The organism is Methyloprofundus sp. (assembly GCF_965251085.1).
Classification (GTDB): Bacteria; Pseudomonadota; Gammaproteobacteria; order Methylococcales; family Methylomonadaceae; genus Methyloprofundus.
Genome location: NZ_OZ252594.1, coordinates 1,766,250 through 1,780,288, shown reverse-complemented (window position 1 = coordinate 1,780,288; position 14,039 = coordinate 1,766,250). Strand labels below are relative to the sequence as shown.

The following is a 14,039-nucleotide window of genomic DNA, read 5'->3' as shown; positions in this document are numbered from 1 at the left end:
AATGGCTGAAAGAAAAAAACCTCAGAAACCTGCTAAGCCTAGAAAACCCAGACAGTCTGCAAAAACGGCAAAGAGGAAATCCAGAGCTAAACAAAAGCCAACGATGCGGCACAAAGTATGGCAATGGATAAAAATGCCCTTGCTTAAATTTTCTGCGTTTTTTGTTTTTGTGTTTATCTGCTATCTGGGATATCTGGATTATACCGTCAGGGAGCAATTCGAAGGCAAACGCTGGGCAATTCCTGCGCGTGTTTATGCTAGCCCGGTTGAGGTCTATTCGGGTTCAAAAATGAGTGCGCAACAATTATTAACCCTGCTAAAAAAGCTACACTACCGCTCTGATAGCAAGCTTTCTTCCCAGGCGACTTATTATAAAAAAGCACAAACTATCAGCCTAAAGACCCGTCAGTTTGTGTTCTGGGATAAAACTCAGGATGTGCAATATATACGCATCACGTTTGCTGCGGACGAAGTACGCTCGATCAAAGAGATGGAAACTGGCAATGAACTTGCCATTGTGCGCCTGGATCCTGTACAGATTGGGAGTTTCTATCCTGCGCATAAAGAAGATAGAGTGTTAGTTAAACTGGACGAGGTACCTAAATTCTTGATTCAAGGCCTACTGGCAACCGAAGACCGGGATTTTTATCAACATGGCGGTATTTCCTTTAAAGGTATTGCCCGCGCGATGTGGATGAACTTGCGCGCCGGAAAGTTGGTGCAGGGGGGAAGTACGATTACCCAGCAGTTAGTTAAAAACTTTTATTTAACGCCTGAGCGCAGTCTGGTGCGTAAAATTAATGAGGCTTTAATGGCGGTTATTCTGGAATATCGCTTTAGTAAAGGTGAGATTCTGGAAGCTTATTTAAATGAAGTCTACTTAGGCCAGGATGGCGCACATGCGATACACGGCTTTGGCCTGGCTAGTGAATTTTACTTTTCCAGACCCCTAAATAAACTCCCTTTAGATCAGGTAACTGCTTTAATTGCCCTGGTGCGCGGCCCCAGCTATTATGACCTGCGTAAAAAACCAGAACGTGCTTTAAAGCGCCGCAACCTGGTACTGGATGAAATGCTCGCGCATGGAGATATTACCGACAAGCAAGCGCAACAGGCCATGCAAAAGCCTATCAACGTTGTAGCCTATGCTCACCGACCGGCGAATCGTTACCCTTCCTTTATTGATCTGGTTAAACGCCAGTTAACCCAGGAATATAATGAACAGGATTTAACCTCAGAAGGCTTGAGTGTTTTTACCACGCTGGATAGCAAGGTACAGGATGCACTGGATTTCAGTATAGAGCATAAGCTCGTTGAAATTGAGCGGCGCAAGCAGTCAAACAAGCTAGAAGCCGCCGCCATTGTTACCCGTAGAGATACCGGGGAAATTGTCGCGTTGGCAGGTGGCAGAGATAGTCAGGGGGTGGGTTTCAACAGAGCCTTGAATGCCGTACGCCCGATTGGATCTTTGATTAAGCCGCTGGTGTATTTAACTGCGCTGGAATATCCCGACAAATACACCTTGATTACTCCGATAAGCGATACGCATATAGAAGTTAAGGCTGAAAAAGGTAAGCTATGGAAGCCTAAAAATTACGCTCGTAAAGAGCATGGTGAAGTCCCTTTGCATAGGGCTTTAGCGCAGTCATATAACCTGGCAACAGTGCGTTTAGGCATGGATATCGGGGTAGGGCGTATTGCTAAAACGCTGCGCGAAACCGGTGTTTCGCGCCCGATCAATTTATTTCCTTCTATGCTGCTGGGTTCATTAACATTGACTCCGTTTGAAGTGACGCAAATGTATCAAACTTTAGCGGGCGATGGATTTGCCATGCCGTTACGCTCCATTAGTGCGGTATTATCTCAGGATGGCACCGTACTCCAGCGTTACCCTTATGCACTGCGGCAGAAACTGGATCCAGCCGCAACGTATTTAACCAATACTGTGTTACAGGAAGTCATGCGTGAAGGAACGGGGAAATCAGCGTATAAAGTATTGCCTAAAAACCTAGTGCTTGCCGGTAAGACTGGGACGACAAACGACCTGAAAGATAGTTGGTTTGCAGGTTATAGTGGGGATTACCTGGCCGTATTCTGGGTCGGACGGGATGATAATAAATCCACTGGAGTCACCGGTGCGAGTGGTTCATTAAAGCTGTGGACCGAGTTAATGCGTCAAGTGGCAACACAATCAGTGATATTATCCAGGCCTGACTCGGTTATTTCGGTCTGGATAGACAAAAACTCAGGGCTTAAAGCCAATGAATTATGTCCTGATATTATTGCCTATCCCTTTATACGTGGCTCCGAGCCTAGTGAAAACGCTGAATGCATAGGTACATCAATGAATAAAGTAAAAACCTGGTTTAACGATTTTAAAGAGGAAAATTTTTAATGCGAAATATAATAGCTATCTCCCTACTGCTACTGTCAGCTTTTGTTAATGCTGATACAACTCCAGTAGAAAAACTGCAAGCCTTTATAGCTCGGGCAAAAAACCTGCAAGCGGATTTCACCCAGACATCCCTGGATGAAGCCGGCAAAGCTATGCAAACTAGCCAGGGAGAATTTTATTTGCAACAACCGGGTAAATTTCGCTGGAATTATATACAGCCCTATGCCCAGCAAATCGTTTCTAAAGATGGCAAAGTCTGGTTTTATGATGCAGACCTGGAACAGCTCATTATTAAGAAGATTGATGACTCGATTGGTGATACGCCTGCTTTATTACTGAGTGGCAGTGTGGATTTAAATGAAACATATACGATAAGCCTGGAAAGTGAAGAGGGCAATATCTTATGGTTAAAATTAACGCCTAAAAATACCGATAGTAGCTTTAAATATATTTTGGTCGGCTTAAAAGGCGATATGCTTTACGGAATGGAATTAAGTGATAATTTTGGCCAGCTAACACAAATTATTTTTTCCAATATCACTATACCTAAGTCATTAGCCCCTGATACATTTGAGTTTATTGCCCCTGAAGGTACGGATGTTTTTGAGGGTTAATTGGACTTCAATACATCGCCATGAAGTTGCTTTAGGTTTTATATATGGGTAGTGATTTAACAAAACCTTTAGCGGATCTAATGCGCCCGGATTCATTAGCTGATTTTGCGGGGCAAAAGCATCTTTTGCAGCCTGGTAAGCCATTATATGAAGCGATCAATTCAGGTCGCTTGCATTCGATGATTTTCTGGGGCCCACCTGGGACAGGTAAGACAACTCTGGCAAGGATGATAGCCAGACATTCTAATGCAGAGTTTATGCCGATTTCAGCAGTATTGGCCGGGGTTAAAGATATCCGCGCTGCAGTCGCCGCTGCAAAACAGATACAACAACTTGAGCAGCGGCAGACAATCCTGTTTGTCGATGAAGTTCACCGCTTTAACAAAGCACAGCAAGATGCATTTTTACCTCATGTAGAAGATGGTACGGTTTTCTTTTTAGGCGCAACCACTGAAAATCCCTCCTTTGCCTTGAATAACGCCTTGCTATCCAGAGCGCGAGTCTATGTCCTTAATGCACTGACTGATGAAGATTTACGCAGTGTTATTGATAAGGTGCTTAACGATAAAGACAAAGGCTATGCTGATTTAGGCATGAGTATGTCGGATAGCTTAAAACAGCAATTTTCCATTGCAGCTGATGGCGATGCGCGGCGTCTGTTAAATCTTATCGAGATTGCGGTTGAATTAGCTCAGGCTAGTCAGCTTAGCGAAATTACCGAGGATATTGCTAAAGAAGTGCTTGTTGGCGGAGTACGCCGTTTTGACAATCAAGGTGAAGAGTTTTATAACCAGATTTCAGCCCTTCATAAGTCAGTACGTGGCAGCTCGCCAGATGCGGCTTTATACTGGTTTTGTCGTATGCTGGATGGTGGTTGTGATCCCTTATATCTGGCTAGACGGATTGTGCGTATTGCCTCTGAAGATATCGGCAATGCTGATCCCAGAGCTTTGCAGATATGCATTAATGCCTGGGAAACGCAGCAAAGATTAGGCAGTCCCGAAGGTGAGCTGGCCTTAGCTCAGGCTTTGGTTTACATGGCCTGCGCACCTAAGAGCAATGCTGTTTATATGGCCTATAATAGTGCCATGCGCGCGGCTAAAGAGAGTGGTAGCTTGCCTGTGCCTAACCATTTGCGTAATGCACCGACTAAATTAATGAAAGATCTAGATTATGGTAAGGAATACCGATATGCCCATAATGAGCCGGAAGCCTATGCGGCAGGTGAGCATTATTTTCCGGATAACTTACAGGAAATGCAATTTTATCAACCAGTTTCTCGTGGTCTGGAAATTAAAATTGCAGAAAAATTAAAACATTTGCGAGAATTAGATAAAATAGCTAATAATAACTAAAGAAAGTGTGTAAATACTCTGCGCGGTCACGACTACGGATTTCTAGCGACTGAGTTTTGCCGATAGCTACGTTACTGAAACCGTTACGTAGCCAGCTATGCGCCAGTTTCAGCGCCTTGCTATCGACAAAAATCAGCTCACTATATTTTCCGCATCCGTGACCGGGCAGAGTATAACAGAACTTAAGCTCCTGTTATCAAAGCACTCTACTTATAAAAACTAAAAAAAACATCAGCCATGGATTTAAATTTTCTAGATTTCGAACAACCCATTGCAGAATTAGAAGCAAAAATTGCTGAACTGCGCCGTGTAGAAGCTGATAATGATATTGACATTTCCTCAGCGCTGGATGATCTGGAAGCAAAAAGCCAGACATTAACCGAAGAAATTTTCAAAGAATTAAGTGACTGGCAGATCTCGAAACTATCTAGGCACCCAGGTAGACCCTATACTCTGGATTATATTGAGCATATGTTTACTGATTTTCATGAATTACATGGTGATCGCACATACGCTGACGATAAGGCAATCATTTGTGGCCTAGCAAAATTAAACGGCTTGGCAGTCGTTGTTATCGGTCATCAAAAAGGCCGGGATACCAAAGAAAAAATTCTGCGCAACTTTGGTATGCCTCGCCCTGAGGGATATCGTAAAGCCCTGCGTGTAATGAAACTGGCAGAACGTTTTCATCTGCCTATTATCTGCCTTATTGATACACCAGGAGCTTACCCTGGAATTGGTGCTGAAGAACGCGGCCAAAGCGAAGCGATCGCACGTAATTTATTTGAAATGTCAAAGCTTGAAACGCCTATTATCTGCACAGTCATTGGTGAAGGTGGTTCCGGTGGCGCATTAGCGATTGGCGTTGGCGATCGCTTAATTATGTTGGAATACAGTACTTATTCTGTTATTTCTCCTGAAGGTTGTGCTTCAATTTTATGGAAAAGCGCGGATAAAGCAAAACTTGCCGCCGAAGCGATGGGAATTACTTCTGATAGGGTGAGAGAGCAGGGGCTATTAGATGAAGTGGTGAGAGAGCCGATAGGTGGAGCGCATAGAGACTTTGCAACCACTGCAGAAAATTTAAAAGAAACGCTGTTTCGTCATGTCAAAGACTTACGTCATGAGAAAATTGATAGCTTACTGGAAAAACGCTACCAGCGTATTATGGACTTTGGTACTTATATCGAAGATGTAAAATAACAAGCGAACACAGCTTCTTAGGTATGCCATGCAAGGCGTAAGTACCCAGGCATACTGTTTAACTATCTCTGGATGTGCAACTCACTGCTCAATTGATTAATTCTCAGCTTGCTCTCTATCACTCAGCCCATACTATTTTTATAGGTTATAGCGGAGGTATAGATTCTCATGTTTTATTACATTTACTCGCGAGTACCCCTGAGCTAAAACCAAAGCTTTGTGCCGTGTATATACATCATGGCATACAAGCTTCTGCAGACGACTGGGCGCTACATTGCCAGAAGATTGCCAGCACGCTCTCAGTAAAATTCCAGGTTGTTAAAGTAAATGCCCAGGCCTTCGCAGGGCAAAGCCCGGAAGAAGCCGCACGTAATGCACGTTATCAAGCGTTTAAAAATCTGCTAGCTAAAGACGATGTATTGCTATTTGCCCAGCATCGTCATGATCAATTAGAGACTGTATTATTGCAAATGTTTAGAGGGGCTGGATTAAAAGGTCTGTCTGGGATGCCTTTCGATACCAGCTTTGCCGCTGGAAGGTTACTCAGGCCCTTACTGGATATTAATCAGCAGGCAATTGAGCATTACGCGCAACAACATAAATTGCAGTGGATTGAAGACCCCAGCAATCAAGAGAGGCAGTTTGACCGAAATTACCTGCGGCATGAAATTATTCCCTTACTGGAAAAACGCTGGCCGAGTTTGGATAAAACCGTTGCGCGTGTAGCAGAACACTGCGCTGATGCGCAATCAGTATTATCTTCCAGTGCGCACGAAAAAATGCAGTTGTTATACGATGGACAAAAAAACAGCCTATCAATTTCAGGATTGCTAGAAAATAATCACTTAAATCAACAGTGGATAATACGCGAGTGGCTGCATCATCTCGGCGCGCGTATGCCAACGCAGAAAGTTTTGGTCGCCATTATGCAGGATATTTTACCAGCCCAGTCTGGAGCAAACCCTATTGTTGAGCATGATGGCTATACAATTCAGCGCTATCGGGACGCTTTATATCTAGTTGCTACGAATGAAAAACCAGATCTGGCGCAGGTGTTTACATGGCCGGCAAATGCGGATTCACTAGTGTTAACTAATAATGGGGTATTGCAGCTTAAAGAGGCTAAACAAGGTATCGCTAAACAGTTTTGGCAACACGCTGATATTCTAGTTAAATACCGTCAAGGGGGAGAGAAAATTAGCTTACCCCAGCGCACAGGACGACATAGTTTAAAAAAAATATATCAAGAAGCAGGGATTGCACCCTGGATGCGCGACTCAATTCCTCTGATTTATATTGCAGGTAAGCTTGCTGTTGTTGCTAACGTTTGTATTAGCGCTGATTTTTATGTGGAAAATACACGCTGCGTAACTCACATCTGGCAACAAGAAAATGACATTCCTATTGCGTATTAAGAATTAAATCATTAAAGGCAATGACGAAAAGCTTAATGTCGATTAAAATAGTGGGTTAATCCTAGAAAAATCAGTTGAGCGCGAATTTATAGTGCAAGATATTGAATTAATATAATACTTTCAAAAAATGTTAGCTTCACATAGGTCAAGCGGACATTTTTTGGAAGTGCGGTGCAATCAAGAGCTTGTGCTAGAAAACGTGAGCAACTGATTTTTCTAGGTTAATTGAACTAAAGGGTTTATTGCTTATACTCCGGCAGTGACGGTTGCGGATTTTATAACGAGTCGATTTTTGTTGAGAGCAGAAACGCAGTTATCGACAAAAAACGGCCGCTAGAAAACTGCAACCGTGGCCGTGCGAGGTATCATTGTATAGTTGGTTAAATCCGAACTAGGCAAGCTTGATTGCAATAAATCAAACTAGAGTCAATATCATTCAATCTTAATTTATTCGTTATTTACCATATCTATATTTAGTCGATGACAAAATTTATATTTATTACAGGTGGCGTAGTTTCTTCTCTTGGGAAAGGAATTGCAGCCTCTTCTTTAGCGGCTATTTTAGAATCGCGTGGTTTAAAAGTCACCATGACTAAACTAGATCCTTACATTAATGTGGATCCTGGGACTATGAGCCCGTTTCAACATGGTGAAGTCTTTGTCACTCAGGATGGTGCTGAAACTGACCTGGATTTAGGGCACTACGAACGTTTTTTAAAAACCCGTTTAACCAAGAAAAATAACTTCACTACAGGTCAGGTCTATGAAAGCGTTTTACGTAAAGAACGTAAAGGTGAATACTTAGGCGCGACCGTACAGGTTATCCCACATATCACTAATGAAATTAAACGCCGCATCTATGCTAGCGCTGAAGGGATGGAAGTCGCGATCATTGAAGTGGGCGGTACGGTGGGTGATATTGAATCCCTGCCATTTTTGGAAACTATTCGACAGATTGGTATCGAACTGGGACGTGACCGCGCGCTGTTTATTCACCTGACTTTAGTGCCTTATATTAAGACGGCCGGTGAAATCAAAACTAAGCCTACGCAGCACTCGGTGAAAGAGTTACGTACTATTGGTATACAGCCGGATATTTTAATTTGTCGTTCTGAAAGACGTATTCCTGCAGCCGAACGGCGAAAGATTGCTTTATTTACCAATGTGAATGAAAAAGCGGTTATTTCTGCCATTGATGCAGATACGATTTATCGCATACCCTTGTTATTAAATGAACAAGGTATGGATGATATTGTGGTGGACCAATTACGCCTGGATGTACCTGCTGCTGATCTTTCCGAGTGGAAGGCCGTCGTTGAGAGTGTGACTCATCCGCATGACACTGTCACCATAGCTATCGTAGGTAAATATGTAGGCCATAGTGATGCTTATAAGTCTTTAACTGAAGCCTTGACTCATGCCGGTATATCAACCCGTATGACGGTTAAAATCAAATACGTAGATTCGGAAATTATTGAACATGATGGGGTTGCACCCTTAAATGATGTAGACGCTATTTTAGTTCCTGGCGGTTTTGGTGAGCGGGGAGTTGAAGGAAAAGTCTCAACAGTTCGCTATGCCAGAGAAAATAAAATTCCTTATTTAGGTATTTGCCTGGGTATGCAGTCTGCTGTTATTGAGTTTGCGCGTAATGTTGTGGGTCTCGAAGGGGCGCATAGTACTGAATTTTTACCTAATAGTCCACACCCGGTTATCGGTTTAATTACTGAGTGGCAAGACCATGAAGGACAGACGGAAATCCGAGATGAAAATTCTGATCTGGGTGGCACTATGCGTTTAGGCGCACAAAAATGTCGACTACTACCTGATTCAAAAGTATTCGATATGTACCAAAAAGATGTGATTACCGAGCGTCACCGTCACCGCTATGAGTTTAATAATAATTATCTGGAAGCACTTGAAACGGCAGGATTGCGCTTTTCAGGTAAGTCTATGGATGGCCGCCTGGTTGAAGTTGTAGAAGTCGTTGATCATCCGTGGTTCATTGCCTGCCAATTTCACCCAGAATTTACCTCAACACCTAGAAAAGGCCATCCGTTATTTTCAGGGTTTGTTGAGGCAGCAGCAAAACATAAACAGGATAACAAACAATGAAATTATGTGATTTTGAAGTCGGATTAGATCAGCCTTTTTTTCTAATCGCCGGAACATGTGTTATTGAAAGTGAGCAAATGGCACTGGATACCGCTGGCACGCTAAAAGAAATCTGCGCTGAATTAAACATTCCCTTTGTTTATAAGTCCTCATTTGACAAAGCAAACCGTTCTTCGCATAAAACTTATCGTGGCCCAGGCGTAGAAAAGGGCTTAAAAGTGCTGCAAAAAGTCCAGCAGCAAATAGGCGTGCCGGTATTGACGGATGTGCATGAAGATACGCCATTAGCAGAAGTTGCAAGTGTGGTGGATATTATGCAGACACCCGCTTTCTTATGCCGGCAGACCAATTTTATTCAGGCAGTTGCGGAGCAGGGTAAACCCGTAAATATCAAAAAAGGCCAATTTTCTGCGCCTTGGGATATGATTCACGTGGTAGAGAAAGCAAAAACCACCGGAAATCAGCAAATTATGGTTTGCGAACGAGGCGCATCTTTTGGTTATAACAACCTGGTCTCTGATATGCGTGGACTTGCTGAAATGCGCAACACAGATTGTCCAATAGTCTATGATGCAACGCATTCAGTTCAGCTACCCGGTGGGCAGGGAACTTGTTCAGGCGGTCAACGTCAGCATGTATCTGTTTTAGCTAGAGCAGCCATGGCAGCAGGGATTTCTGGTTTATTTATGGAAACCCACCCGAACCCTGACGAAGCGCTAAGCGATGGACCTAACTCATGGCCGTTGCATCGCATGAAGGAATTGTTAACAACCTTAATTGCAATTGATCAGGCTGTTAAAGCTAATCCATTAATAGAAAATACCTTATAAGCAGCGGTTTTGTTTTGCTTGAATATTAATGACAGGCAATACTGAGACGGCGCAATCAGCATTATAACGCTACAAAAATCTTTAAATAAAGGGAAAAACAATGGCTAAAATAGTCGACATTAAAGCAAGAGAAATACTGGATTCACGTGGAAACCCGACGATCGAGGCAGATGTTACGTTAGCTTCGGGAGTCGTTGGAAGCGCAATGGTTCCCTCTGGCGCATCAACCGGAGAGCGTGAAGCAATTGAATTACGTGATGGTGATAAATCACGTTATCTAGGTAAAGGTGTTTTAAAAGCAGTTGAATTTGTTAATACCGAAATTCGTGCGGCAATTGTAGGCCTGGATGCAGCAGATCAATCTGCGCTAGATCAGGCAATGATAGACTTAGATGGTAGCAAGAATAAAGGTCGTATCGGTGCTAACGCTATATTAGGTGTTTCATTAGCAGCCGCCCATGCTTCTGCTTTAGACGCGGGTGTACCGTTATACCGCTACCTGAATAACAGTGGTGAATTCATTATGCCAGTACCGATGATGAATATCATCAATGGTGGTTCACATGCAGATAACAGTGTCGATTTACAGGAATTCATGATTTTACCTGTAGGCGCGCCTACTTTCCGTGAAGCAATCCGTTACGGCGCTGAAGTTTTCCATAATCTGGCTAAAGTATTAAAAGCTAAAGGCCTAGCGACGACAGTCGGTGATGAAGGGGGCTTTGCACCTAACCTATCGTCTAATGAAGAAGCGATTGAAGTGATTTTAGAGGCCATTGTTAATGCGGGTTATAAACCGGGCGTTGATATCTTTTTAGGAATGGATGCAGCTGCATCTGAGTTTTATAAAGATGGCAACTACGAACTAACGTCAGAAGGAAAAACACTATCAGCTGGCGAAATGACTGATCTGTTCGCTGATTGGGTAGAAAAATATCCGATTATTTCTATCGAAGATGGTCTATATGAAAATGACTGGGCAGGCTGGAAAGAACTTACTAACAGACTGGGTAGCAAAATTCAGTTAGTTGGTGATGATTTATTTGTAACCGACCCTGCCACTTTAAAAGACGGTATAGAGAAAGGTGTTGCTAACTCCATTTTAATTAAAGTAAACCAGATCGGTACTTTAACTGAAACTCTGGAAGCCATTAACACAGCTCATGCTGCGGGTTATACTGCTGTCGTTTCGCATCGTTCGGGTGAAACTGAAGATACTACGATTGCTGATTTATGTGTTGCCATGGGTACAGGGCAAATTAAAACAGGTTCATTAAGCCGTTCTGATCGTGTTGCAAAATATAACCGTTTAATGAAAATTGAAGAAGAACTAGGTGCAGAAGCAAAATATGCTGGACGTAGCGCTTTTAAAAAGTTGTCGTAAATAATTAGCATTTTCCAGAATGGGCAGGCTTTGCCCATTCTGGATTTGTTTTATCTGACAGGTGACTTATTAAACTTCTTATAGCCTTGCTGGTTATCTTGATTGCGCTACTACAATATCGCTTGTGGTATGGTGATGGCAGTTTTAAGCAAACTGAGAAATATCAGCAGCAACTGGATCAATTGCAATTTCAATTTGCCATCAAACAGCAACGTAATAAGGCGCTTGAAGCCGAAGTTCGGGATTTACGTAAGGGTAAAGAAGCGATAGAAGAAACAGCGCGTCATGATCTAGGTTTAATCAAACAAGATGAAACCTTTTTTCAAGTCATACAGTAGTCACGTAAGTTAAATAAGTTAGTATGAGCGAACCTAATAAATACTGGGCCATTGTGCCGGCTGCAGGCGTAGGTAAACGCATGCAGGCTGATCGCCCTAAACAGTACCTGGCATTAAATAATCAAACTGTTTTAGAACAAACACTATCGCGTTTATTAGCCGTACAGAAAATAACTGCTGTCGTGGTAGCCATTTCTAAAGAAGACCCTTTTTGGCCAGAGCTGGAAATTTCCAAAAATCCAAGAATTTTGACCGCAGCCGGTGGTAAAGAAAGGGCAGATTCAGTGTTATCTGCGTTAAATTCTATTGCTGACAAAGCTGACGATAATGACTGGGTACTGGTCCATGATGCGGCCCGTCCCTGTATTACCAAAGAGGATGTTGAAACATTAATCAGTGAACTGCGGGATCATGCGGTAGGTGGAATATTAGCATTGGCTACTCATGATACTTTAAAATCTGTTAATGAACAGTTGGCAATCACTGATACAGTAGATAGAAGCTTAATTTGGCGTGCCTTAACCCCGCAGATGTTTCGCTATAGTGCGCTTAAGCATGCATTGCAGGAAGCAGCAGATAAAGGCTGGATCATGACTGATGATGCCAGCGCCATGGAATTGCAGGGTCAACAGCCTAAAATTATCGCAGGACGTTCGGATAACTTAAAAATTACCCGTCCCGAAGATTTAGCATTAGCACAATTTTTTCTGGAGCAACAATGATACGAGTCGGACAAGGGTATGATGTACATCGGTTTGTCGATCAAGGCGATGTGATTTTAGGCGGTGTTAAAATAGCTTACGAGCAAGGGCTGGAAGCGCATTCCGATGGTGATGTAGTCTTGCATGCATTAAGTGATGCATTGCTGGGAGCTGCCGCTTTAGGCGATATAGGCAAACACTTCCCTGATACTGATCCTGAATTCAAAGGGGCTGATAGTCGAGTACTACTGCGTTTTGTTTATGATATTGTGCAAAAAAAGGGTTATAGCTTAGTCAATGCCGATATAACTATTATTGCCCAGGCTCCAAAAATGGCGCCGCATATCGTTGCCATGTGTACTAATATTGCGGACGATTTATCAGTTGCTATAGACTGCATTAATGTTAAAGCCACAACCACTGAGAAACTCGGCTTTGAAGGGCGCAAAGAAGGCATAGCCGTACAAGCGATTGTGCTAGTTTCCAAATAAAATTTCTCGTAGGGCGTGGCTTTAGCCCGCCTTTATTTGATAGGTATTATTCGCGGGCTAAAGCCACGCCCTACAGATAGCTAAAAACTAATTTTGAATGACACCAACTCCCTACCTGACTGGGCATACGCTTATGGCGGTGCTAAAGGTCAAGGTACTATTCGTAATACCCCCGACGATTTTATCGTCAATGAGATTCAATCTTTTGAACTTTCTGGTACAGGCGAACACGCGTTTGTCTGCATAGAAAAATGTTCTGAAAATACCGATTATGTTGCTAGATTACTGGCCCGATTTGCCGGAGTTCGGCAAAGAGATGTCAGTTATGCAGGTTTAAAAGACCGCCACGCTCGCACTCGCCAATGGTTTAGCGTCTGGCTACCCGGCAAACCTGATCCAGATTGGCAAGCCTTCAATTCAGAAACAATCAGGGTATTAAAGGCGGCACGCCATAGTAAGAAACTAAAACGTGGCTCATTGGCCGGCAACCAATTTATCATCCGTGTGCGCGACTGGACCGGCGACAAAGCTATTCTGGAACAGCAACTACAAGTGATTAAAACACAGGGCGTGCCCAATTATTTTGGTGAGCAGCGCTTTGGCCGTGAAGGTGCCAATATAGCAAAAGCCATCAGCTTATTTTCAGGCGAAAAAGTTTCCCGTAATCTGCGTAGCATATACTTGTCAGCTGCCCGCTCCTATTTATTCAATCATATACTCAGTAAAAGAGTGAGTCATGCTAGCTGGAACCAGGCGCTCACGGGTGATGTTTTGATGTTTGATAATTCAAACAGTATATTCAAAGCCGAAGTCCTCGACGAATCTATCCTGCAACGTATCGCCCAACTTGATGTCCACCCGACAGGTGTTTTATGGGGTAAGGGCACTAACCAAACGGAAGCACAAGCCGCTTTGTTTGAACAACAGATTGTTGATCAATTCGATGACATAGCGCAAGGATTGTGTGCCTTTGGAGTAGAACAGGGACGCAGAGCGTTGCGTAGCCATATTAAAGAATTAGAGTGGCAATTTATAGATAGTAGCTCTTTGGAACTAAGTTTTACCTTAAATCCAGGAAGTTATGCCACAGCATTGTTAAGAGAAATAGTTCTAGTAAATTAACAGCTGTCTATAAACTCAAACCACCTGAACTCTAAGATAATAACTTGATGCCACTGATTGATACGTAGGTTGGCGC

At 43.1% G+C, this 14,039-nt stretch carries 12 protein-coding genes; all 12 read left to right on the top strand.

The genetic code is table 11. The annotated features are described in order from the left end of the window. Position 1: 1 nt before the first annotated feature. The 12 genes from mrcB to truD all read left to right on the top strand — a co-directional run bounded on the left by mrcB (position 2) and on the right by truD (position 13,963). Positions 2 to 2,395 (top strand): penicillin-binding protein 1B, encoded by a 2,394-nt coding sequence (mrcB, locus tag ACQY3F_RS08130; RefSeq protein ID WP_428354364.1) that lies wholly within the window; start codon positions 2 to 4, stop codon positions 2,393 to 2,395. Then, positions 2,395 to 3,009, top strand: coding sequence for an outer membrane lipoprotein chaperone LolA (lolA, locus tag ACQY3F_RS08125; protein ID WP_428354363.1), 615 nt, complete (start codon positions 2,395 to 2,397; stop codon positions 3,007 to 3,009). Before mrcB ends, lolA begins: the two co-directional genes overlap by 1 nt. A gap of 44 nt (positions 3,010 to 3,053) precedes the next feature. Next, complete coding sequence (locus ACQY3F_RS08120) at positions 3,054 to 4,364, top strand: replication-associated recombination protein A (protein ID WP_428354362.1); 1,311 nt, start codon at positions 3,054 to 3,056, stop codon at positions 4,362 to 4,364. 237 nt (positions 4,365 to 4,601) lie between these two features. Continuing rightward, complete coding sequence (gene accA / locus ACQY3F_RS08115; protein WP_428354361.1) at positions 4,602 to 5,567, top strand: acetyl-CoA carboxylase carboxyl transferase subunit alpha; 966 nt, start codon at positions 4,602 to 4,604, stop codon at positions 5,565 to 5,567. A gap of 92 nt (positions 5,568 to 5,659) precedes the next feature. Next, a complete protein-coding gene (gene tilS / locus ACQY3F_RS08110; RefSeq protein ID WP_428354360.1) occupies positions 5,660 to 6,982 on the top strand; it encodes a tRNA lysidine(34) synthetase TilS in 1,323 nt (440 codons plus the stop codon). Positions 6,983 to 7,462: 480 nt separating this feature from the next. Further along, positions 7,463 to 9,097 (top strand): CTP synthase, encoded by a 1,635-nt coding sequence (locus ACQY3F_RS08105; RefSeq protein WP_428354359.1) that lies wholly within the window; start codon positions 7,463 to 7,465, stop codon positions 9,095 to 9,097. Further along, positions 9,094 to 9,927, top strand: a complete 834-nt coding sequence (gene kdsA / locus ACQY3F_RS08100; protein ID WP_428354358.1) for a 3-deoxy-8-phosphooctulonate synthase — start codon at positions 9,094 to 9,096, stop codon at positions 9,925 to 9,927. Before ACQY3F_RS08105 ends, kdsA begins: the two co-directional genes overlap by 4 nt. A 100-nt stretch (positions 9,928 to 10,027) precedes the next feature. Beyond that, the gene (gene eno, locus ACQY3F_RS08095) at positions 10,028 to 11,311 is read left to right on the top strand and encodes a phosphopyruvate hydratase (protein WP_428354357.1); all 1,284 of its coding nucleotides are present in this window, start codon (positions 10,028 to 10,030) and stop codon (positions 11,309 to 11,311) included. 98 nt (positions 11,312 to 11,409) lie between these two features. Further along, entirely contained in the window at positions 11,410 to 11,649 is a 240-nt protein-coding gene (locus ACQY3F_RS08090) for a septum formation initiator family protein (protein WP_428354356.1), read from the top strand. A 23-nt stretch (positions 11,650 to 11,672) separates the two neighbouring features. Then, complete coding sequence (ispD, locus tag ACQY3F_RS08085) at positions 11,673 to 12,371, top strand: 2-C-methyl-D-erythritol 4-phosphate cytidylyltransferase (RefSeq protein ID WP_428354355.1); 699 nt, start codon at positions 11,673 to 11,675, stop codon at positions 12,369 to 12,371. Continuing rightward, positions 12,368 to 12,841, top strand: a complete 474-nt coding sequence (gene ispF / locus ACQY3F_RS08080; RefSeq protein WP_428354354.1) for a 2-C-methyl-D-erythritol 2,4-cyclodiphosphate synthase — start codon at positions 12,368 to 12,370, stop codon at positions 12,839 to 12,841. The genes ispD and ispF overlap by 4 nt, the downstream gene beginning before the upstream one ends. Before the next feature lie 93 nt (positions 12,842 to 12,934). Continuing rightward, a complete protein-coding gene (truD, locus tag ACQY3F_RS08075; protein WP_428354353.1) occupies positions 12,935 to 13,963 on the top strand; it encodes a tRNA pseudouridine(13) synthase TruD in 1,029 nt (342 codons plus the stop codon). The last annotated feature ends 76 nt before the right edge of the window (positions 13,964 to 14,039 follow it).

Excerpts from the sequence above, each read along its gene's own strand:
- mrcB (WP_428354364.1), top strand. The coding sequence starts at position 2 with ATGGCTGAAAGAAAAAAACCTCAGAAACCTGCTAAGCCTAGAAAACCC.
- lolA (WP_428354363.1), top strand. The coding sequence starts at position 2,395 with ATGCGAAATATAATAGCTATCTCCCTACTGCTACTGTCAGCTTTTGTT.
- ACQY3F_RS08120 (WP_428354362.1), top strand. The coding sequence starts at position 3,054 with ATGGGTAGTGATTTAACAAAACCTTTAGCGGATCTAATGCGCCCGGAT.
- accA (WP_428354361.1), top strand. The coding sequence starts at position 4,602 with ATGGATTTAAATTTTCTAGATTTCGAACAACCCATTGCAGAATTAGAA.
- ACQY3F_RS08105 (WP_428354359.1), top strand. The coding sequence starts at position 7,463 with ATGACAAAATTTATATTTATTACAGGTGGCGTAGTTTCTTCTCTTGGG.
- kdsA (WP_428354358.1), top strand. The coding sequence starts at position 9,094 with ATGAAATTATGTGATTTTGAAGTCGGATTAGATCAGCCTTTTTTTCTA.
- eno (WP_428354357.1), top strand. The coding sequence starts at position 10,028 with ATGGCTAAAATAGTCGACATTAAAGCAAGAGAAATACTGGATTCACGT.
- ispD (WP_428354355.1), top strand. The coding sequence starts at position 11,673 with ATGAGCGAACCTAATAAATACTGGGCCATTGTGCCGGCTGCAGGCGTA.
- ispF (WP_428354354.1), top strand. The coding sequence starts at position 12,368 with ATGATACGAGTCGGACAAGGGTATGATGTACATCGGTTTGTCGATCAA.